This is a genomic window from Nocardioides marinisabuli, from assembly GCF_013466785.1.
Classification (GTDB): Bacteria; Actinomycetota; Actinomycetes; order Propionibacteriales; family Nocardioidaceae; genus Nocardioides; species Nocardioides marinisabuli.
In genome coordinates this window covers 3215309-3236238 of the sequence record NZ_CP059163.1, presented here as the reverse complement: position 1 = coordinate 3236238, position 20930 = coordinate 3215309, and the positions used below count along the sequence as shown (strand labels likewise).

The window sequence follows — 20930 nt, the reverse complement described above, 5'->3', positions numbered from 1 at the left end:
AGTTTGGGCCGGGTCAGCGAGAGATATGGGCCGGGTCAGCGGGTGAGGCGGCGCCCGGCGACCTCGTCGGGGTGGATGCGCACCAGGGCGGCGTGCGAGCGGTCGGGCCACGGGTCGGGCCAAGGATCGGGGGCGTGCGAGTCGCTCGCGTGGCGGTCGGCGGCGTACGACACCTCGGCGCGCCCGCGCACCAGAACGCTCCAGCCGGTGCGGGTCCCCGGGTCGCTGCCGTCGACCTCGTAGGCGACCGGGCTGTCGTCGACGTGGGTCACCAACGAGGTCCAGGGGGCGGTGCGCAGCAGCAGGACGCCGTCGGCCACGGCGTGGTTGACCGGGATCAGCACCGGCCCGTCGGCCTCGCACCACGCCAGCCGGCCGACCGCGGCCTCGCCCAGCAGCCGCCAGCACTCCCCCGCGTCCAGCTCCTCCACGCCCGTCCTCCCCAGGTGCCTGGTCGTCCTCAGAAGTCGAACTCGCCCGCGTGCTCCTGCAGCAGCCGCACGGTCGCCTCCATGTCGACCTCCGCGCCGTACGACGCCGCCTCGACCGCCAGCTCGGCGGGGTCCTCGACCGGGTGGGTCATCATCCAGCGGAAGAGCTGCTCGAAGCCGCCCGGCGAGATCAGCTCGAGGACGCGCGCCTCCTCGTCGCCGGGGTTCCAGAACGTGTGCCACTGCCCGCGCGGCTTGTGCACCAGGTCGCCGGTCTCGGCGAGCACCTCGCGGCCGTCGGTGATCGCGCCGATCCGGCCCCGCACGACGTAGGTGTACTCGTCCTCGCGGGAGTGCCGGTGCATCGGCGCGGCGAGCGAGTGCGGCTCGAAGCGGTGCTCCACGAGCGCGAAGTGGCCGCCGGTCTGGTGCGCCTCCAGCAGGAAGCGGTCCCGGACCCGGCCCTCGGGTGAGATGTCGCCGTCCTCGGGGCCGAGCACGACGGGTGCTGCGCCGTCCATGACCGCACGCTACGCCCGGAGGCACCGCCCGGCCATGCCCCATCCGGGGCATCTGCGGCCAGCCCCGGCCCGGGGCCGTCCGCCCGGCCCGGGGAGACTCACGGGGTGAGCGAGGCGCAGGAGACCGACGTCGTGGTGGTCGGAGCGGGCATCAGCGGGCTGGCCGCCGCCGAGGCCCTGGCCGGCGCCGGGTCCGACGTGGTGGTCCTCGAGGCCCGCTCCCGCACCGGTGGCCGGCTGCTGAGCACGCCCGAGGGCCTGGACCTGGGGGCCTCGTGGGGCTGGGACGGCGAGGCGCGCGTGCTGACGCTGGCCCGGCGCCTCGGCGTGGCGACGTACGCCCAGCACCTGGCCGGCGACACGGTCGTGGAGGACCTGGGCGGGGTGCTGCGCCACCCCGGCAACCTCATCGACGTGCCCGCGCACCGCTACGCCGGCGGTGCGGCCGGCCTCACCGACGCCCTGGCCCGTCGGCTGCCGGCCGGCAGCCTGCTGCTCGAGCACCCCGTCGACCGCGTCGTCGTGGGCGCCGGGGGCCGGCTCGAGGTGGGCGCGCGCGGCCGGAGGTGGCGGGCCCGCCACGTGGTGCTCGCGCTGCCCCCGTCTGTCGCCGTCGACACCGTGGACCTGCCCGACCTGCCCGGGGCGGTGGCGCGCCTCGCGGCGACGGTGCCGGTGTGGATGGGCCAGGTCGCGAAGGTCGTGGCCGTCTACGACGAGCCGTTCTGGCGCCACGCCGGGCTGGCCGGCGCCGCGGCCAGCCGGCTCGGGCCGCTCCAGGAGGTGCACGACCTGTCCGGCCCCGGTGGCGACCCCGCGGCGATCTTCGGGTTCGCCCCCGCGGCGCTGCTGGGTCCCGACGCCGAGGCGCAGGTGCGGGCCCAGCTCGGGCGTCTCTTCGGCCCGCGCGGCGCCGAGCCCCGCAGCCTCACCATCGCCGACTGGAGCCGCGAGCGGTGGACCAGCCCGGCCGACGCGGCCGCACGGCCGGCCGACCGCTCCCGCTACGGCCACCCGCTGTTGAGCGCGCCGGCGCTGGACGGCCGCCTGCACTGGGCCTCGACCGAGACCGCGACGTCGTACGCCGGGCACGTCGAGGGGGCGCTGGCCGCTGCCGGGCGCGCCGTCGACGCCATCACCGGCTGATCAGTCGTCGCCGGCCACGTCGCGGCCGTCGGGGGTGTGCGGGTCCTCGTCGATCGCCTCGACCGCCGGGGTGCGCTCGGGCTCGAGGCCGGGGCGCCGGCGGTCGAGGTGGACCCCCGCGATCATGCAGCGCACCGAGCCGCCGGCCAGCTCGATCGTCGGGATCTCGACCGCGACGATCTCGCACGACTCCTCGATGGCCGCCACCTGGTCGGGGCGCAGGCTGCGCCGGGCCCGCGCCGACATCACCATGATGTAGCGGCGCCGGCCGTCCGGCGTGCGGCCGCACAGCTCGACGGCGTTGCCGGCGAACTCACGCACCTGCTCCTCGGTCAGCTCCACGACCCGGCGCCCGTTGACCGTCAGCCGCTCGCGCACCGCCTCGCGGCGCACCTCGTCGGGGATCATCTCGAGGGCGAAGAGGGCCACGTCGGTGCCGATGCAGGCCATCACGTTGGTGTGGTAGACCGGCACGCCGGCGGAGTCGAAGGCGTCGAAGGCCATCGGCTCGTAGCCGAAGTCGGTGCAGAACCGCTCGAGCACGTGGGTGTCGGCGCGGTGCGAGACCGCGGTGTAGGCGACCCGCGAGACGTGGTCGAGCACCATCGCGCCGGTGCCCTCGAGGAAGATGCCGTCGGGCTCGAGCCCGGAGTAGTCGACGATCGTCTGCACGCGGTACGACGACTTGAGCATCTCCAGGACGTCGGAGCGTCGCTCGTGGCGCCGGTTGGAGGCGTACATCGGGTAGACCGCGACCTGGCCGCCGGCGTGGGTGGAGAGCCAGTTGTTGGGGAAGACGCTGTCGGGGCGGGTGTGGTCGCTGTCGGCGAAGACGTGCACGCGCACCCCGGCCTCGCGCAGCGTCTCGGCGACCGCGTCCATCTCAGCCAGCGCCGCCGCGGAGGTCTCGGCGTCGCTCTGCCCCGACGGCACGTCGGCCTGGAAGGCGTTGTCGGCCGCGGTCGCGGGGTTGGGGACGAACCTCTCGGCTCGGACGAGGATGACGGCGGAGGGGGCCTGTGCGCTCACACCCCGGAACCTAGACGACGACGGGTCCGGGCACGGAGCCGACGTCCGGAACTGGCGCCGGCTCGGCGAGGAACTCGCGCCGGCTCGGCGCGGAACTCGCGCCGGCTCGGCGCGGAACTCGCGCCGGCTCGGCGCGGAACTGGCGCCGGCTCGCGGTCAGGCCAGCGCCTTGGCGAGGGCCACGACGCCCGTGACGACCAGACCGGCCAGCACCAGCACCCGGAACCGCTGCGGCGAGAGCCGCTGGAAGACCGCGTCGCCCAGCCGCCAGCCCAGCGGCATCCCGAGCACCCCGGCCCCGGCGGCCACCAGCACCGGCGCCCCGACCTGTCCCAGCGCCACGAAGGCCACCACCGCGACCGCGTCCTGCAGGCAGAAGGTGGCCTGCAGGGTGGCCCGGAAGCGGTGCGGAGACTCGTCGCGCAGCACCAGCACCAGCGGTGGGCCGTTCATGCCCGTCGAGGTCAGCAGCGCGCCGCTGGTCGCGCCTGCGCCCCACTGGGCCCGGCGGCCGGTCGGCAGCCGCACCCCCGCGGCCAGCAGCGCGACGGTGAGCAGCAGCACCACCGCGATCACCGTGGTCAGCACCCGCTCGGAGGCCAGCAGCAGCACCGCCAGCCCGGCCGGCATCCCCAGGGCCCCCGCCACGGTCAGCCGTCGTACGACGGGCGCGTCGGTGTGGCCGTGCTCGCGGCGCCAGGCGCCGCCGGTGAGGACCAGCCCGGCGAGGGTCGCGGCCACGAGTGCGTCGCCGGGGCCGACGACGAAGCTGAGCAGGGGCACCGCGACCAGCGCCGAGCCGAAGCCGCTGGCGGCCTGGGCCAGGGCTGCCAGCGCGAAGATCGCCACGGCCGCGAGCGCGACGACGACCAGGGTGCCCACGGGGGCGATCCTGCCCTGGTGGCGGCCCGGCACCGCACTCGACCCGGCGACAGGCGTGCTGCCGCCGGGCCGTGGGTGCGGTCCCCCGTGTCCGGTTGCGGTCCGCTGCTGCGTGGGACCGCGCCCGCTGCCCATCAAGCCACCGGGCACCGGGGCCCGACCACCACCCTCAGGAAGGGTTCTGGCTGGTCAGCGGCGCGCCGGCTCGCCGCCGACGTACGCCGCGAGGTGCCGGCCGGTGAGCGTGCCGGCGTCGGCGACCAGCTGGGCGGGGGTGCCCTCGAAGACGACCCGGCCGCCGTCGTGACCGGCCCCGGGCCCGAGGTCGACGATCCAGTCGGCGTGGGCCATCACGGCCTGGTGGTGCTCGACGACCACGACCGAGCGCCCGTCGTCGACGAGCCGGTCGAGCAGCGCCAGCAGCTGCTCGACGTCGGCCAGGTGCAGGCCGCTGGTGGGCTCGTCGAGCACCAGCACGCCGCTGCTGTCCTTGAGGTGGGTCGCGAGCTTGAGGCGCTGCCGCTCGCCGCCCGAGAGCGTGGGGAGCGGCTGGCCCAGGCGCACGTAGCCGAGCCCGACGTCGACCAGGCGCTGGAGCACGGCGAGCGCCGCCGGGGTGCGCGCCGGCCCCTCGGCGAAGAAGCCGGCCGCCTCGTCGACCGACATCGCCAGGACCTCGGCGATGTCGCGGCCGCCCAGGGTGTGCTCGAGCACCGCGCGGTCGAAGCGGCGGCCCTCGCACTCCTCGCAGGTGGACTCGACGGTCTCCATGATGCCGAGCTCGGTGTAGATCACCCCGGCGCCGTTGCAGGCCCCGCACGCCCCCTCGGAGTTGGAGCTGAACAGCGCCGGCTTGACGCCGTTGGCCTTGGCGAAAGCCTTGCGGACCGGGTCGAGCAGGCCCGTGTACGTCGCCGGGTTGCTGCGCCGCGACCCGCTGATCGGGCCCTGGTCGACGACCACCACGTCGTCGCGCACCGCGACCGAGCCGTGCACCAGCGAGGTCTTGCCGGAGCCCGCCACCCCGGTGACCACGCACAGCACCCCGAGCGGGATGTCGACGTCGACGTCGCGCAGGTTGTGGGTCGCGGCCCCGCGCACCTCTATGACGCCGGTCGCGGTCCGCACGGTGTCCTTGAGCCGGGCCCGGTCGTCGAGGTGGCGCCCGGTGACGGTGCCGCTGGACCGCAGCCCCTCGACGCTGCCCTCGAAGCAGATGGTGCCGCCCTGCGAGCCGGCACCGGGCCCCAGGTCGACGACGTGGTCGGCGACCACGATCGCCTCGGGCTTGTGCTCGACGACCAGCACCGTGTTGCCCTTGTCGCGCAGGCGCAGCAGCAGCCGGTTCATCCGTTCGACGTCGTGGGCGTGCAGGCCGATCGTCGGCTCGTCGAAGACGTAGGTGACGTCGGTCAGCGACGAGCCGAGGTGGCGGATCATCTTGGTGCGCTGGGCCTCCCCGCCCGACAGGGTCCCGGAGGGGCGGTCGAGGGAGAGGTAGCCCAGCCCGATCTCCTCGAAGGAGTCGACGAGGTGGCGCAGGCTGCCGACGAGCGGCGCGACGCCGGGCTCGTCGAGGTCGCGCAGCCACGTGGCCAGGTCGCTGATCTGCATCGCGCAGAGCTCGGCGATGTTGCGGCCGCGGATCCGCGACGACAGCGCCTCGCGGCGCAGCCGGGTGCCGCCGCACTCCGGGCAGGTCTGCTGGGTGGCGGCGCGCTCCACGAAGCGGCGCACGTGGGGCTGCAGCGCCTCGCGGTCCTTGGAGAGCATCGACTTCTGGATCTTGGGGATGAGCCCCTCGAACGTGAGGTTGACCCCGTCGACCTTGATCTTGGTCGGCGGCGCGTGCAGGAGCGTGTCGAGCTCCTCGTCGCTGAACCTGGCGATCGGCTTGTCCATCGGCAGGCCCGCCCCGCTGAAGATCCGGCCGTACCAGCCGTCCATGCTGAAGCCGGGCACCGTCAGGGCGCCCTCGGCCAGCGAGCGGGAGTCGTCGTACAGCGCGGTCAGGTCGATGTCGCTGACCCGCCCGGTGCCGTCGCAGCGCGGGCACATGCCGCCCTGGTAGACCGCCTCGCGGACCACGGTGCGCTGCTCGCTCCCGCCCTTCTGCGTCTTCATCACACCGCTGGCGGTGCGGGTGGGGACGTTGAACGCGAAGGCGGTCGGCGGGCCGACGTGCGGCTCGCCGATGCGGCTGAAGAGGATGCGCAGCATGGCGTTGGCGTCGGTGACGGTGCCGACCGTCGAGCGCGGGTTGGCACCCATCCGCTCCTGGTCGACGACGATCGCGGTGGTGAGCCCCTCGAGGACGTCGACGTCGGGGCGCGCCAGGCTCGGCATGAAGCCCTGGAGGAAGGCGCTGTAGGTCTCGTTGATCATCCGCTGCGACTCCGCGGCGATGGTGCCGTGCACCAGCGAGCTCTTGCCCGACCCGGACACGCCGGTGAAGACCGTCAGCCGCCGCTTGGGCACCTCGACGTCGATGTCGCGCAGGTTGTTGACCCGCGCCCCCTGCACCCGGATCAGGTCGTGCCGGTCGGCGGGGTGCTCACCCCCGCGGTCGGTTTGCGCAGCCACCATGGTGGTCACGATAGGTCTCGTGAGCACCAACACCAGAGAGATCTCCGCGACGCCGCACGACGTGTGGGCGGTGCTGGCCGACGGCTGGCTCTACCCGCTGTGGGTGGTGGGCGCCTCGCGGATGCGCGAGGTCGACGACGACTGGCCCGCCGTGGGCGCCCGCCTGCACCACTCGGTGGGCAGCTGGCCGCTGCTGCTGGACGACGAGACCGAGGTCGTGGAGTGCCGCCCCGTGGAGCTGCTGCGGGTGCACGCCAAGGCGTGGCCCAGCGGCGAGGCCGGCGTGACGCTGCGCCTCGAGCCGCTCGACGGCGGCACCCGCACCCGGGTCACCATCGAGGAGGACGCCCGCAGCGGCCCCGGCAGGCTGGTGCCCAAGCCGCTGCGCGACCTGCCGCTGGCCTGGCGCAACACCGAGACGCTGCGCCGTCTGGCGTTCATCGCCGAGCGTCGCCACTGACCCGAGCCGAGGATCCGACCGCGAGCCGGCGCCACTTCCTCAGCGAGCCGGCGCCACTTCCTCAGCGACCCGGCGCCACTTCCTCAGCGACCCGGCGCCACTTCCCCAGCGAGCCGGCGCCACTTCCCCAGCGACCCGGGTGGGCGGTGCGTCAGCAACCGGGCGCGGGCGCCGGACGGTTGCTGGGTCACCGCCGACCCCTGGGCCTACCCGAGCAGAACCGGGTGCCTGCGCGGCGGAGCCTGCCCAGCGGCGACGCCTGGGCGTGGCCCCACCGCTGCTGAGCCGTCTCACCTCGTGGGCGGGCTCAGCCCAGCGCGACCTCGAGGTCGGCGTCGGTGTGCTCGCGCACCTCGTCCTCGCTCACGCCGGGCGCGAGCTCGACGAGCCGGAAGCCGGTGCCGGTCACGTCGAGAACGCCGAGGTCGGTGATGACCCGGTGCACCACGGCCTTGCCGGTCAGCGGCAGCGAGCACTCGCGCACCAGCTTGGCCGAGCCGTCGCGGGCGGTGTGCTCCATCAGCACGATGACCCGGCGGGCGCCGTGCACCAGGTCCATCGCGCCGCCCATGCCCTTGACCATCGCGCCGGGCACCATCCAGTTGGCCAGGTCGCCGTTGCCGGCGACCTGCATGCCGCCCAGGATCGCGGCGTCGACCTTGCCGCCGCGGATCATCGCGAACGACGTGGCGGAGTCGAAGTACGACGCCCCGCGGCGCAGCGTGACGGTCTCCTTGCCGGCGTTGATCAGGTCGGGGTCCTCGGTGCCGGCCACCGGGTAGGGCCCGACGCCCAGGATCCCGTTCTCCGACTGCAGCACCAGCTCGACGCCGTCGGGCACGTGGTCGGGCACCTTGGTGGGCAGCCCGATCCCGAGGTTGACGTAGGAGCCGTCCTCCAGCTCGGCCGCGGCACGCGCGGCCATGTCGTCCCTGCTCCAGCCCATCAGCTGGCCTCCTTCACGGTGCGCTTCTCGATCCGCTTGTCGGCGGCCTGCTCGGGGGTCAGCTCGACCACCCGCTGCACGAACACGCCGGGGGTGTGCACGTCGGCCGGGTCGATCTCGCCGGGCTCGACGAGGTGCTCGACCTCGGCGATGGTGGTGCGCCCGCACATGGCGGCCGGCGGGTTGAAGTTGCGCGCCGCGTCCTTGTAGACGAGGTTGCCGTGCCGGTCGCCCTTCCAGGCGCGCACCAGCCCGAAGTCGGCGTGGATCGCGTGCTCGAGCACGTGCTCCTGCGGGCCGTCGGGGGTGGGCAGGACCTGGGTCTGCTTGGCCGGCGAGGCGATCGCGACGCTGCCGTCGGCGGCGTAGCGCCAGGGCAGCCCGCCCTCGGCGACCTGGGTGCCGACGCCGGTGCGGGTGAAGAACGCACCGATGCCCGCTCCCCCGGCCCGCATCCGCTCGGCGAGCGTGCCCTGCGGGGTCAGCTCGACCTCGAGCTCGCCCGAGAGGTACTGGCGGGCGAACTCCTTGTTCTCCCCCACGTAGGAGGCGACCATGCGGCGCACGCGCCCGGCGCCGAGCAGGAGCCCCAGGCCCCAGTCGTCGACACCGGCGTTGTTCGAGACCAGCTCGAGCTCGTCGGTGCCGGCCTCGAGGACGGCCTGGATCAGCACCGAGGGGATGCCGCAGAGGCCGAAGCCACCGACCACGAGCGTGGAGCCGGAGGCGATGTCGGCGACGGCCTCCGCCGCCGACCCGAACGTCTTGTCGATCATCTGCTGTTCACCGACCTGTCTGGTTGGAGGGGCGGAGCCAGGGTACGGGCGCGGGGCGGCTCACGTCGCCGTCCACCCGCCGTCCATGACGTGGGAGGTGCCGGTGACCGAGGCGGCGTGCGGGCCGCACAGCCAGGTCACCAGGCCGGCGACCTCCTCGGGCTCGACGAGGCGCTTGACGGGGGTGCGGGCCAGCAGGACCTCGTCGACGACCCGGTCCTCGGGCAGGTCGTGCACCCGCGCCTGGTCGGCGATCTGGCCCTCGACGAGGGGCGTGCGCACGTAGCCGGGGCACACGGTGTTGGAGGTGACGCCCTTGCCGGCGCCCTCGACGGCGAGGACCTTCGACAAGCCCTCGAGGCCGTGCTTGGCCGAGACGTAGGCCGACTTGTAGGCCGAGGCGCGCAGGCCGTGGACGCTGGAGACGTGCACCAGCCGGCCCCAGCCGCGCTCGTACATGCCGGGCAGGGCGCGGCGGGCCAGCAGGAAGGGGGCCCGCAGCATCAGGTCGTGGACCTGCTGGAACTTGGCGGGGTCGAGCTCGTGCACGGGCGCGACGTGCTGGACGCCGGCGTTGTTGACCAGGATGTCGACGTCGAGGTCGAGGCCGTCGATGGCCGCGGGGTCGGTCAGGTCGACGCCGACGGCGCTGCCGCCGACGCGGGCGGCGACCTTGGCGGCGGCGTCCTCGTCGCGGTCGACCACCACGACGTGGGCGCCCTGGGCGGCGAGGGCCTCGACGACGGCGGCGCCGATGCCGCCGGCGCCGCCGGTGACGAGGGCGCGGCGGCCCTCCAGGGGCGCGGGCGTGGTGGCGGTCACAGAGCTCATGGCGACACGGTAGGACGACCGGGCCCGCCGGACCATGTGCGGGTCACCCACCGTGCTGCGGCCAGGGTGTGCCTGACGCACACAGCGGTGGGTGTGGGGCCCGGCGGGCTCAGTCCTGGTCCTGCGGCGAGCGCAGGCGGGCGACCCGGAGCGCCAGCTGCAGGTCGAGAGCCGCGTCGGGCTCGCGCCAGCGCGGCCCCAGGAGGTCGGTGACGCGGTCGAGGCGCTGGGCGACGGTGTTGGGGTGCACGTGCAGCCGCTCGGCGGTGGCCCGCGACCGCCCGCCCTCGGCGAACCAGGCCTCCAGGGTGGCCACCAGCTCGGTGCCGCGACGCTGGTCGTGCTCGAGGACCGGGCCCAGGGAGCGGGTCACGAAGTCCTCCAGGTCGCCGGGTCCGCTGGTGCCGAGCAGCAGCCGGGTCACCCCCAGGGCGGCCGGGTCGGCGCACTCCCCCGTGCGGCCCAGGGCCAGGAGCGCCTCGAGGCAGCGGCGCGCCTCGTCGTACGCCGCCGGCAGGGCGCCGTCGGTGGGGTGCGCCGGGCCCGCCGCGACCCCCAGCGTGACCGGCTCGCCGCAGGTCTCGGCCAGGGCGGCGCGCAGCCGCTGCCCGGTGGTCAGCGGGTCGTCGTGGGCGGGCACCAGCAGCACCGGGCGGCCCCGGTGCTCCACGGCCAGCCCGTCGACCGCGCGGGCCAGGCGCGCCGCGGCGCGCACCGCGCGGTGCCGCTCCCCCGCTGGCACCTCGGCCACCGTCACCACGCAGCCGGCGTCGAGGCGCAGCCGCTGGCCCCGCGCGCGCTGGCGCAGACGGGCCGGGTCGGCGTCGCTGCCCTCGAGCAGGTCGGTGAGCAGGGCGCCGCCCAGGCGCTCCTCGGCCTCGTCGACGGACCGGGCGAAGAGCAGCACCAGCCCGGCGACGATCGCGCCGCGCTCCAGGGTGCGGCGCCCGGCCCGGTCGAGGTCGGGGCCGCCGTGCACCAGCACCGTGGCCAGGTGCTCCTGACCGGCCAGCGCCGGCGCCAGGTAGCCGCCGGCCACCGCCACCGAGTGCCCCGAGGCGACCGCCTCGGCGAGGGCGGCGCGGCTGGGCCCCGGCCCCGGAGCGGGGTCACCGGCCAGCACGTGGCCGTCGGCGTCGAGCACCGCGACCCGGCCGCCGCCGAGCACCTCCCCGAGCACGGCGACGACCTCGGCGAGGCTGCTGCGGTGCAGCAGCAGACCGGTGAGCTGGTCGTGCACGCGGGCCGCCTCCTCGACCGCGTCGGCCTGCTCGCGCAGCCGGGTGTTGGCCTCGTCGAGGTCGGCGAAGAGCCGCGCGTTCTCGAGCGCGACCGAGGCGTGGGCGGCGAACGAGGTCAGCAGCGAGACCTCCTCGGGCGGGAACGGGCGCACCGTGCGGTGGGTGGCCATCAGCGCCCCGATCACCCGGCCCTCGAGCACCAGCGGCACCCCCAGGATCGCCCGGATGCCCTCGTTCCCCACCGCGTCGTCGACGAAGCGGCGGTGCACGAAGCGCTCGTCGTGCTGGTAGTCGGAGGTGAAGTAGGGGGCGCCGGTCTGGGCGACCAGGCCCAGCAGACCGGTGCCCAGCGGGAGACGCAGGGTGCGGAACTCGGCCGACAGGGCACCGTCGGTGACCTTCATGAACGAGGCCCCCTCCGCCTCGTCGTTGAGGGACAGGTAGGTCATGTCGGCCTTGAGCAGCTGGCGCGCGCGCCGCACGATCGCGGCCAGGATGGTGTCGACGTCGCGGATCGCGGTGAGGTCGCCGGCGGTGTCGTAGAGGGCCGAGAGCTCGGCCTCGCGGGAGCGCTGGCGCGCGATCAGCTCGCGCAGGCGCAGCGCGACGTCGTACGCACGCCGGGTCTCGGGGTCGTCGCCGCCCGCCTCGACGAGGCGGTCGAACTCCTCGCGCGGCGCCTCGTCGTAGAGCAGGTCGAGCAGGGTGCGGGCCACCCGTGCATCATGCCGGAGGTTTGACCCCTCGCGGTGGCTGGGTAAAGGACGACTGGGCCTCGGGCCCAGCCTCCACTCACGCAGCCCGCATCTCGGGCGCGGGCTGCGTCGGAGCCAGGGTCAGAGCCAGGGTCAGGGTCAGCGTCAGAGGACCCCGCCGCCGTTGCCGTTCTTGTCGCAGGTCAGGGTCCGCACCGTCGCAGCGCTGGTCCAGGTCGAGCCCGGCGGACGAAGCGTCGTCGCCAGCGTCCAGGTGGTGTCCTCCTTCGCCACCCGCGTGGCGTCGAGCAGCACCACCGGGCCGGTCGCCGTGACCGTCGCGACGCCGGTCGCGCTCAGCGTCCACCCGTAGGTGGGCACGCCGGCTGCGAGGCCCGCGGACGGCGTGGCGGTCGCCGTGATCGTGATGCGCGGGCCCTCGCCCCCGGCCAGGGACCTGCTGCACTGCCAGGTCCCCGTCACGTTCGGTTGCGGCACCGTCCCCGTGGACACCTCCATCGAGCCCCCGACGGTCCGCGAGAACCCCGCGTGGGCGACCTGGGGCGCCACCAGCAGGGTGGCGGCCACGAGCAGCACCGTGACGACGCGCCGTACGCGGTCGAACGCGGACATATCTGCTCTCCTGTCGGGTACTTGTCGGGTGTGCACCGGAACAGGTCCTACTCTGTCGTCACCGGCTCAAGCCCCGACGTGCTTGACCGCAAGGTTTCCGCAAGCCCGTCGAGCCGCCCCCACGGCTCGAAGCCCAGGAGGAACGCGCCATGACCCAGGACGCCCCCGAGCGCCGAGCCCTGGTCGTCGAGGACGACGAGGACATCCGCTCGCTGATCGAGTTCACCCTCGGCACGCAGGGCTTCGCGGTGACCGCGGTCGACTCGGGGCCCAAGGCGATCGAGGTGGTGCGGGCGCAGGAGCCCGACCTGATCACCCTCGACCTGGGCCTGCCCGGCATCGACGGCATCGAGACCTGCCGGCGCCTGCGCGAGCTCACCGACGCCTACGTCGTGATGATCACCGGGCGCGACGACGAGATCGACCGGCTGCTGGGGCTCGAGACCGGCGCCGACGACTTCCTGACCAAGCCGTTCTCGGTGCGCGAGCTCAAGGCCCGCGTGAACGCGCTGTTCCGCCGTCCGCGCCGGGTCGAGCCGCGCGGGCTCGCCGCACCTGCGCTCGCCGCGCCGGGCGACCCCGTCGACGGGGCGACACCCCCTGAGCCTCCCCCCGCCCCCGCGCCGGCGCTGCCCGACCACGAGCTGCTCGAGCACGGCGTGCTGCGCGTCGACGTCGACGGGCGCCGGGCCTTCCACGGCGACACCGAGCTCACGCTCACCCGCACCGAGTTCGACCTGCTCACCGAGCTGATGCGCACCCCCGCGCGGGTCTGGACCCGCGAGGCGCTGCTGCGCTCGGTCTGGGGCACCGACTGGGCCACCGACACGCACCTGGTCGAGGTGCACGTCGGCAACCTGCGCCGCAAGATCGAGAACGGCCAGAAGGGCCTCAAGCTGATCCGCACGGTGCGGGGCGTCGGCTACCGGATGGAGACGTTGCCCGCCTAGGCCGACGGCCTCACGCTCAGCGTGCCTCGGCGGCGCGCTGGGTCGCGTCGAAGGTGAGATTGAGGGTGCCGCTGGCGCCCTGGAGGTTGTTGCCGGCCTCGCTCGGCAGCGTCAGGGTGAGCCGCAGGTTGGCGGAGGCACCGGTGCCGTTGAGGGCGCTCAGCACACCTGCCGGCAGCACCTGACCCGTCATCGTGACGGCACGCTGGCTCAGGACCGTGGTGCTGGTGCCCGAGCAGGTCATCGCCGAAGCGGCTGAGCCGGTGCCGGACTTGACCCAGGGCACGGTGCACTGGTCGACGGTGAGCTTGAGCCCGTTGGCGTCGCTCGCCAGCACCCCACCGCCGCTCACGCTGAGCGTGATCGACCCGAAGGCCTCGCTGCCCGACGCGCGGGTGAGCTGGACGGCGCGCTGGGCGGTGTCGCCCGGGAGCATGCCGCTCGCGGCGACGGCCAGGCCCTGGTTCTGGTCGGCCAGCCCGAGCACGATCCGACCCGCTGAGACCGACTCGGTCGCGGAGGTCGTGGAGGTGAAGGAGCCGTACGTGCCGAGGCCGGCGACCGCCGCCGCTCCGGCCACCAGCGCCACCGAGGCCGCGAGCCGGCTGCCGGCGCCGCTGCGGGCGCGGGTGGCGCGGCGGCGGGGGCTGGGGCGGCGGTGCGATCCGGGGCGGGTCATGAGGTGGCTCCAGGCGAGAGGCGGGGGGCTGGTGGGAGGAACTCTGCCGCCGCGGCTTCAAGCCGGGCGCAGGGAAGGCCGCGCCCAGGCGGTGGGTTTGCTCAAGGAAGACGCAAGGGGCGTCGGCGGCGGGCGGTCAGCTGGCGGTGAGTGCCAGGGCCTGGCAGGTCTGCCGCGCGGTGCCGGGCAGGCGTCGTACGGCGCGACGGGCCGCGACGGTGTCGGCGAGGCGCACGTGCTGCTCGACGTCGCCGGCCAGTGACGCGAGGGCGGTGGCGCCCATCGTGGTGGCGGAGGTGCGCAGGCTGAGCACGGCGTCCATCAGGTCGTCGTGGTCGTCGGCCTCGAGGGCTGCGACGACCCGCTCGACCCGGCCGGGGAGCATCTGTCGGTAGGTCCCGACGAGGCGCTGCACGAAGGCGGGGTCACCGAGGTCGGTGCCCAGCTGGGTGATCACAGCGGCGTCGAGGATGCTCATCGGTGGGGCTCCTTCGGCGGTCGCTGGCTGGGTTCTGGGTGCTGGGGTGAGGACGTGGGAGGTGTCGTGTGGCCGCCGCTCCCTCCGCGGCGGCCACACGCTGCTCGGCCCTGGTGTCCCCCCTGGGCCGGGCGCTGGGGGTCAGCGGGCCTCGGCGGCGCGCTGGGTGGCGTCGAAGACGAACTTCACGGTGTCGGTCTTGAGCTGGAAGTCGTTGTTCGCGGCCTGGGGCAGGGCCAGGGTGATGCGCAGGTTGGAGACCTTGGTCTCGCCGTTGAGGGTCTCGGTGACCTTGGCCAGGTCGCGGTTCGCAGCGATGACCGGCACCGAGGACAGCACCGAGGTCACCGGCCCGGCGCAGGTCATCCGCTTGGAGTCGGCGGCCTTGACCCACGGGGTGGCGCACTGGTCGATGCTCAGCTGCAGACCGTCCTTGGCGTTCGTGGTCAGGATCGAGGGGGCCGCGGCCGCCGAGGTCGTGCTCAGCGCCACCGACCCGAAGCCCTCGGTGGTCCCGGCCCGGGTCAGCTGCACCGCACGCTCCACGGTGTCACCGGGAACCAGGTTCACCGCCGCCACGTCCAGGCCCTGCGCGCCCTGGCCGGCCAGCTCGATCTTCGTCTCGCCCGAGGAGACCGCCTCGGCGGCGTCGGTCGAGGACGTGAACGAACCGAACGTGCCCAGACCAGCGACCGCGGTCGCACCGGCGACCAGGGCCACCGAGGCAGCGACGCGGGTCAGGGACTTGCGGGAGGAGGTGTTCGAGGCCATGAGGGGAGTCCTTGTCTGGAGCCGGCCAGCGGGCCGGTCGGGGTGATGAGCAGAACTCTGCGCCCCCCACCTCAAGCCACCACCCGGCAAAGTCCCGACGTTGCCTCAAGCAATCCGCAAGACCCCCCACCCACCCACAAGACACCCCGACCCGACCCCACTTCCCCACCCACCCGGCGCCACTTCCCCACCCACCCGGCGCCACTTCCCCACCGACCCGGCGCCACTTCCCCACCGAGCCGGCGCCACTTCCCCACCGACCCGGCGCTACTTCCCGCGACCCGGCCCGTTTGAACCAGCCGACCCGACACCCCCCACGCCGTACGCCGCACACACCAGGAACTCACGACAGCTCGCGCAGGAACTCACGACGACTCGCGGGACGGCCGACCCCGACCCGGCGCCAGTTCCCCACCGAGCCGGCGCCACTTCCCGCGAGCCGGCCCGTTCGAACCAGCCGGCTCGCGGCTCACGACGCCGACTCGCGCGGGAGCCCACCGGGTCACGACAGACAGCACCGCCCGGGACCTGGTCGGTCCCGGGCGGTGCTGTGTCGTGGGCGTTCGGCGGATGCCGCTCAGGCCTCGCCGGCGGGCTCGTCCTCGTCGTCGCTGGACCAGATGCGGCCCAGGCCGAGGAGGAGGACGGCGCCCAGGGCGCCGTACAGGATGACGTCGTTGACCACCGGGGTGCGCAGGGCGCGGATGACCGAGCCGACCTGGGGGATGACGGCCTGCACCTCCCACACGCTGTCGCCCTCGAGGGTCGCGAGCCAGGGGTCGACGTTGGGGTTGTTGTCACCCTTGGTGCGGACGGCGACCGAGCCGTCGTCGCCGCGGATGACCTCGGTGACGCGGTGCGTCTCGACGCGGTGGTCCTCGACCGGGATGTGGTAGGTGATCACGTCGCCGACCTCGACGTCGGCGGCGGGCCGCTCGGCGGTCACGACGACGTCGCCGACCATGATGCCGGGCTCCATCGACCCGGTGAGCATGGTGGCGGTGCGGTAGCCCAGCACGTGCGGGCCGACGGCGAAGAACAGGAAGAAGGCCAGGGCGACGACGACCAGCAGGGAGGTCACGACCCGGCCGAGGCCGCGCAGCACCCGCGCCGTACGACGTACGGGCCGCTGCGGCGCCGGGGCCGGGGCCGGGCGCCGCGGGTGACACCCGACGTGGCGCCGCGGTGCGGAGCGGGAACGCGCACCGTGGGGCCGGTGGCGCGGTGGCGACCGACGACCAGGGGGACGGCGGGGCTGCTCATCGATCCGGCTCCTGCAAGTGGTGGGGCGGGCGGTGGGTGAGGGAGGTGGTGCCGTGCGGCCGCCGCTCCCTCCGCGGCGGCCACACGTGGCCGGGCCGGCGAACCGGTCCGACCGATGAGCAGAACTCTGCTCCCCTCACCTCAAGCCACCCGTCGGGAGAACCCCGACGTTGCCTCAAGGAACTCGCAAGACGCGGCCCCTCAGCTCGTGGCGAACCACTGCGACAGCGCCGGGACCCGTCGCAGGACCACCTGGTCGAGGACCAGGACGGCGAGCAGCGAGAGCCCGAAGAGCGGCAGCAGCACCCCGAGGGCCACGACACCGACCAGCAGCGCCGGCGTGGCCCTGAGCGGCATCCGCCCCCGCGGCGCGCCCAGCGCGGCGGCGCCGCGCGGGCGACGGCGCCACCACATCAAGGGCCCGGTCACGCTCGTGAAGACCACCGCCAGGCACATCGCCGCCGCGCCCCAGAAGGACACCAGGCCCAGGCTGCGGCCCTCGTGCAGCCCGATGCCCTGCGAGACGACCTTCGCCAGCGCCGGGTAGTCGTCGTAGCCGTACGCCGCGACCACCTCGCCGTCGTACCGGTCGACGTGCAGGGTGCGCTCGTCGGACGGCGCGTCGAAGGCGTAGCCGATCACCGAGTAGACCCCCGGCTCGCTCGGGTCGGCGGCTGGGAGCGCGACCGTGAAGGGGTGGCGAAGCCCCTCGCGGTCGGCCTGGACGACAGCGGTGTCGAGGTTCGCGACCGAGCCCTCACCGTCCCCGGTCGAGGTCGGGACCTCCGAGCCGCCCAGCGCCCACGGGACGTCGGTGGCGTGGCTGTGCGGCAGCGACTCGTCGAGGCGCGAGGTCGGCTCGGAGACCGCTCCCGGGTCGGTCGACCACAGCGACGTGCCCCGGTCGGTGGCCAGCTCCTGCACCTTCGCGCCCCAGAAGCCGGTCCACGGCAGCCCCGAGACGAGCAGGAAGAGCAGCCCGACCCCGGCGACCAGGCCGACGCTCGCGTGCCGCGAGCGCAGCCGGGACCCCGGCTGGCCCTTCTCCCGGGAGCGGCGCCGGGCCTTGCGCCCCTTGACCACCAGGTAGTAGCCGGTCAGCGCCATCACCACCGCCCAGCAGGCGGCCAGCTCGATGACCAGGTCGCCGAGGCTGCCCGTCATCAGCTCGCCGTGCAGGCGCACCGCGACCCCCGAGAGTGTCGTGTCGGGGTCGAGCGCCCCGAGCACCTCGCCGGTGTAGGGGTCGACGTAGGCGTCGCGGGTGCTGCCGTCGTCGAGCGACATCGAGAAGCGGCTGCTGTGGTCGGCCTCGGCCGGCTCGGTCATCGAGACGACCGCGGCGTCGGGGTACGACGCCCGCACCGCCTCCAACTGGGTCTCCCAGGTCTTGGTGGTGGCCGCCGCCTGGGCGTCGGCCGGCACCTCGACCCGCATCAGGTCGGCGTGCAGCAGCGGCTCGAGCTGGAAGCGGAACAGGTAGATCAGCCCCGTGCCGGCCAGCAGCAGCAGGACGGGGGCGACCAGGAAGCTGGCGAAGAAGTGCCAGCGCCAGGCGGCGCGGAACAGGCCGGTCGCGCGGGCCGGACGGCGCTGCTGCTCAGGTCGTGCGGGGTCGCGCTCGGGCGCGTGGACATCGGTCATGCGGGTGCTCCTCGGGACAGCGCGCACCCTGGGTGCGCGCAGGACGGCCCGACCGGACGGGACCGGTCGGGCGGGGACGTCGTCTCCTGACCGCGTCGGGTCAGGCGAGGAGCGGGGCGGTCCGCGCCGGGCCAGGGCCCGGGCGAGCACCCGGTGGAACCGCGGCCGGGGCGGCAGCGGCGTACGACGCACGCGAGCGGCGCGGGCCACCGGTCGCGGCACCAGGAGGCCGACGAGGTCACCGAGCCGGGCCGCGACCGCGCGGCAGGCGAGCGCGACCAGGGTCCACAGGGCCCGCTCCCCCACCGCCAGCCAGAGGCCGACGAGCGCGGCGGCGGCCATGTGGGCCACCATCATCGGCGCGTGCGCGGCCAGGTCGTCGAGCAGGCCGCCGAGGGGCAGGCCGAGCGCGAGGTCGTGGCCGGCGGGCACGTGGTCGACGTAGGAGTCCATCAACGAGCCGGTACGACGGCCCTCGACGCTCGGCAGCGCCGAGGACGGCGCGGTGACGAGGCCGGGCGGCGCAGCGCTGGCCCCGGTCTCGCCGTGGTGGCCGCCGGCGAGGCTGAGCACGAGGTGCACCAGTCCCTGGCCGGCGACCAGGAGGGTGACGAGCCGGGTGGTGCTGGCGGGCCGGACCAGGAGCGCCAGGCTCGACGCGGTCGTGGCGACGACCAGCACGGCGAGCGCCGAGATCCCCGGCAGTAGGCCACCGCCGGTCACGTGGCCGGCGACCCCCAGGAAGAGCGTGACCGCAGACAGCAGCGCGCCGCGCAGGAGCAGCAGCGCGGGGTCGGTCCCCGGCGGTTCCTGGCGGCGCACGAGCGCATGATGACAGAGCCAGGCCCCGTGCGAGCACGGAACCTGGCTGTGGTGTCCCCCCGGGCCGGATGTCGGCGCCCCGGCCCGGGAGGAGCTCGGGTGGTGGCCCGGGTCAGCGGGCCTCGGCGGCGCGCTGGGTGGCGTCGAAGACGAACTTCACGGTGTCGGTCTTGAGCTGGAAGTCGTTGTTCGCGGCCTGGGGCAGGGCCAGGGTGATGCGCAGGTTGGAGACCTTGGTCTCGCCGTTGAGGGTCTCGGTGACCTTGGCCAGGTCGCGGTTCGCGGCGATCACCGGCACCGAGGACAGCACCGAGGTCACCGGCCCGGCGCAGGTCATCCGCTTGGAGTCGGCGGCCTTGACCCACGGGGTGGCGCACTGGTCGATGCTCAGCTGCAGACCGTCCTTGGCGTTCGTGGTCAGGATCGAGGGGGTCGCGGCCGCCGAGGTCGTGCTCAGCGCCACCGACCCGAAGCCCTCGGTGGTCCCGGCCCGGGTCAGCTGCACCGCACGCTCCACGGTGTCACCGGGGACCAGGTTCACCGCCGCCACGTCCAGGCCCTGCGCGCCCTGGCCGGCCAGCTCGATCTTCGTCTCACCCGAGGACACCACCTCGGCGGCGTCGGTCGAGGACGTGAACGAACCGAACGTGCCCAGACCAGCGACCGCGGTCGCACCGGCGACCAGGGCCACCGAGGCAGCAACGCGGGTCAGGGACTTGCGGGAGGAGGTGTTCGAGGCCATGAGGGGAGTCCTTGTCTGGAGCCGGCCAGCGGGCCGGTCGGGGTGATGAGCAGAACTCTGCGCCCCCCACCTCAAGCCACCACCCGGCAAAGACCCGACGTTGCCTCAAGCAATCCGCAAGACCCCCCACCCGACCCCACTTCCCCACCCACCCGGCGCCACTTCCCCACCCACCCGGCGCCACTTCCCCACCGACCCGGCGCCACTTCCCCACCGAGCCGGCGCCACTTCCCCACCGACCCGGCGCTACTTCCCGCGACCCGGCCCGTTTGAACCAGCCGACCCGACACCCACCACGCCGTACGCCGCACACACCAGGAACTCACGACGGCTCGCGCAGGAACTCACGACGGCTCGCGCCACAGCCGACCCCGACCCGGCACCACTTCCCCGCCGAGCCGGCGCCACTTCCCGCGACCCGGCCCGTTCGAACCAGCCGGCTCCACACCCACCACGCCGTACGCCGCACACACCAGGAACTCACGACGGCTCGCGGAGGAACTCACGACGGCTCGCGCAGGAACTCACGCCAGCTCGCGAGCCGGCCCGTTCGAACCAGCCGGGTCGCGTCAGTTCAGGGGGCGCATGGAGGCGGGGACACCGCCGCCGCGGTGCACCTCCTCGACCAGCTCCTGGAGGGCGGTGAGGGCGACGCGCTGGGGCATCGGACCGTAGGAGACACGGGCGACGCCGAGCTCCTCGAGGCGGTCGAGGGAGGGGTTGCCGGGCACGCCGATCATGGTCAGGCGCTGGGGGCCGAAGGCGTCGACGAGGGCGACGACCTCCTCCTCGCTCAGCCTGCCCGGCACGAACACGGCCGGCGCGCCGACGTCCAGGAAGGCCTTCCCGCGCTCGATCGCGTCGCCGAGCACCGCCCCGCGGTCGCGGTCGCCGGCGCGCAGGAAGGCGTCGGTGCGGGCGTTGAGCACGAAGTCGATGCCCTCGTCGTCGGCGGCGGCCATCACGTCCTCCATCATCGTGGCGGCGTCGACGAGGGGGCGCATCTGGTCCTCGAGGTTGGCGCCGACGATGCCGACCCCGATCGCCTTGCGCACGGTCTCGACGGGGTGGCCGTAGCCGGCCTCGAGGTCGGCGCTGACCGGCAGGTCGGTGGCCGCGGCGATGCGGCCGCACGCCTCGATCATCAGGTCCACCGGGATGTGCTCGCCGTCCTCGTAGCCGTAGGAGGCGGCGATCGAGTGGCTGGCCGTGGCCAGCGCGGTGGTGCCGATCCCGTCGGCGACGACGCGGGCGCTGATCACGTCCCACACGTTGACGACGGTGAGCAGCGTCGGGTCGCGGTGCAGCCCGAGCAGGTGCGTGGCCTTGTCCTGGAGTGCGCTCATCACGACACCCTAGGGCGCCCGCCCGCCGGGGTCGACCACCCGGCGCGGGAGCCGCCGA

Annotated in this window: 21 protein-coding genes; 3 read left to right on the top strand and 18 right to left on the bottom strand. The window is 74.4% G+C overall.

Annotated features, from left to right (window positions below; genetic code table 11):
* Positions 1-35: 35 nt before the first annotated feature.
* Together H0S66_RS15525 and H0S66_RS15520 are read right to left on the bottom strand one after the other, a co-directional pair.
* Positions 36-431 (bottom strand): pyridoxamine 5'-phosphate oxidase family protein, encoded by a 396-nt coding sequence (locus H0S66_RS15525; RefSeq protein ID WP_179616179.1) that lies wholly within the window; start codon positions 429-431, stop codon positions 36-38.
* Between the two features lie 29 nt (positions 432-460).
* Positions 461-952, bottom strand: coding sequence for a cupin domain-containing protein (locus tag H0S66_RS15520; RefSeq protein ID WP_179616178.1), 492 nt, complete (start codon positions 950-952; stop codon positions 461-463).
* Positions 953-1057: 105 nt separating this feature from the next.
* On the opposite strand from H0S66_RS15520, the gene H0S66_RS15515 reads away from it, so the two are divergent.
* Positions 1058-2098 (top strand): flavin monoamine oxidase family protein, encoded by a 1041-nt coding sequence (locus H0S66_RS15515; RefSeq protein WP_179616177.1) that lies wholly within the window; start codon positions 1058-1060, stop codon positions 2096-2098.
* Here the strand turns inward: H0S66_RS15515 and ctlX are convergent, their stop codons facing one another.
* The 3 genes from ctlX to H0S66_RS15500 all read right to left on the bottom strand — a co-directional run bounded on the left by ctlX (position 2099) and on the right by H0S66_RS15500 (position 6595).
* Positions 2099-3127: a citrulline utilization hydrolase CtlX gene (gene ctlX, locus H0S66_RS15510; protein ID WP_179616176.1), complete on the bottom strand. Its 1029-nt coding sequence runs from the start codon at positions 3125-3127 to the stop codon at positions 2099-2101.
* 156 nt (positions 3128-3283) lie between these two features.
* A complete protein-coding gene (locus H0S66_RS15505; RefSeq protein WP_179616175.1) occupies positions 3284-4009 on the bottom strand; it encodes a sulfite exporter TauE/SafE family protein in 726 nt (241 codons plus the stop codon).
* Positions 4010-4198: 189 nt separating this feature from the next.
* Positions 4199-6595, bottom strand: coding sequence for an ATP-binding cassette domain-containing protein (locus tag H0S66_RS15500; RefSeq protein WP_179616174.1), 2397 nt, complete (start codon positions 6593-6595; stop codon positions 4199-4201).
* Positions 6596-6614: 19 nt separating this feature from the next.
* Between H0S66_RS15500 and H0S66_RS15495 the strand changes: the two genes are divergently transcribed.
* Positions 6615-7055 (top strand): SRPBCC family protein, encoded by a 441-nt coding sequence (locus H0S66_RS15495; protein ID WP_179616173.1) that lies wholly within the window; start codon positions 6615-6617, stop codon positions 7053-7055.
* A gap of 307 nt (positions 7056-7362) precedes the next feature.
* Here H0S66_RS15495 and H0S66_RS15490 read toward each other — a convergent pair whose 3' ends face one another.
* From H0S66_RS15490 to H0S66_RS15470, 5 genes are all read right to left on the bottom strand, one after another.
* Complete coding sequence (locus H0S66_RS15490; RefSeq protein WP_179616172.1) at positions 7363-8001, bottom strand: 3-oxoacid CoA-transferase subunit B; 639 nt, start codon at positions 7999-8001, stop codon at positions 7363-7365.
* On the bottom strand, positions 8001-8774 hold the full coding sequence (locus H0S66_RS15485) for a CoA transferase subunit A (protein WP_179617449.1): 774 nt from the start codon (positions 8772-8774) through the stop codon (positions 8001-8003). The genes H0S66_RS15490 and H0S66_RS15485 overlap by 1 nt, the downstream gene beginning before the upstream one ends.
* 63 nt (positions 8775-8837) lie before the next feature.
* Complete coding sequence (locus tag H0S66_RS15480) at positions 8838-9608, bottom strand: 3-hydroxybutyrate dehydrogenase (protein ID WP_179616171.1); 771 nt, start codon at positions 9606-9608, stop codon at positions 8838-8840.
* A gap of 109 nt (positions 9609-9717) precedes the next feature.
* A complete protein-coding gene (locus H0S66_RS15475; protein WP_179616170.1) occupies positions 9718-11565 on the bottom strand; it encodes a helix-turn-helix domain-containing protein in 1848 nt (615 codons plus the stop codon).
* A gap of 144 nt (positions 11566-11709) precedes the next feature.
* The gene (locus H0S66_RS15470) at positions 11710-12177 is read right to left on the bottom strand and encodes a hypothetical protein (RefSeq protein WP_179616169.1); all 468 of its coding nucleotides are present in this window, start codon (positions 12175-12177) and stop codon (positions 11710-11712) included.
* Between the two features lie 149 nt (positions 12178-12326).
* Here H0S66_RS15470 and H0S66_RS15465 point away from each other — a divergent pair, with 149 nt between their 5' ends.
* Positions 12327-13127 carry a response regulator transcription factor gene (locus H0S66_RS15465; protein WP_179616168.1) on the top strand — a complete coding sequence of 267 codons (801 nt, stop codon included), beginning with the start codon at positions 12327-12329 and terminating at the stop codon, positions 13125-13127.
* Between the two features lie 16 nt (positions 13128-13143).
* On the opposite strand, the gene H0S66_RS15460 is transcribed toward H0S66_RS15465, so the two are convergent.
* From H0S66_RS15460 to H0S66_RS15425, 8 genes are all read right to left on the bottom strand, one after another.
* Positions 13144-13806: a hypothetical protein gene (locus H0S66_RS15460; protein WP_179616167.1), complete on the bottom strand. Its 663-nt coding sequence runs from the start codon at positions 13804-13806 to the stop codon at positions 13144-13146.
* A 136-nt stretch (positions 13807-13942) separates the two neighbouring features.
* Complete coding sequence (locus H0S66_RS15455; RefSeq protein WP_179616166.1) at positions 13943-14284, bottom strand: Hpt domain-containing protein; 342 nt, start codon at positions 14282-14284, stop codon at positions 13943-13945.
* 141 nt (positions 14285-14425) lie between these two features.
* Positions 14426-15055, bottom strand: a complete 630-nt coding sequence (locus H0S66_RS15450) for a hypothetical protein (protein WP_179616165.1) — start codon at positions 15053-15055, stop codon at positions 14426-14428.
* 577 nt (positions 15056-15632) lie between these two features.
* On the bottom strand, positions 15633-16136 hold the full coding sequence (locus H0S66_RS15445) for a signal peptidase I (protein ID WP_179617448.1): 504 nt from the start codon (positions 16134-16136) through the stop codon (positions 15633-15635).
* Positions 16133-16318: a hypothetical protein gene (locus H0S66_RS15440; protein ID WP_180923655.1), complete on the bottom strand. Its 186-nt coding sequence runs from the start codon at positions 16316-16318 to the stop codon at positions 16133-16135. The genes H0S66_RS15445 and H0S66_RS15440 overlap by 4 nt, the downstream gene beginning before the upstream one ends.
* 201 nt (positions 16319-16519) lie before the next feature.
* On the bottom strand, positions 16520-18784 hold the full coding sequence (locus H0S66_RS20665) for a PepSY-associated TM helix domain-containing protein (RefSeq protein ID WP_258016949.1): 2265 nt from the start codon (positions 18782-18784) through the stop codon (positions 16520-16522).
* 112 nt (positions 18785-18896) lie between these two features.
* The gene (locus H0S66_RS15430) at positions 18897-19526 is read right to left on the bottom strand and encodes a hypothetical protein (protein ID WP_179616162.1); all 630 of its coding nucleotides are present in this window, start codon (positions 19524-19526) and stop codon (positions 18897-18899) included.
* A gap of 569 nt (positions 19527-20095) precedes the next feature.
* Entirely contained in the window at positions 20096-20872 is a 777-nt protein-coding gene (locus tag H0S66_RS15425; RefSeq protein WP_179616161.1) for an isocitrate lyase/PEP mutase family protein, read from the bottom strand.
* Between the last annotated feature and the right edge of the window lie 58 nt (positions 20873-20930).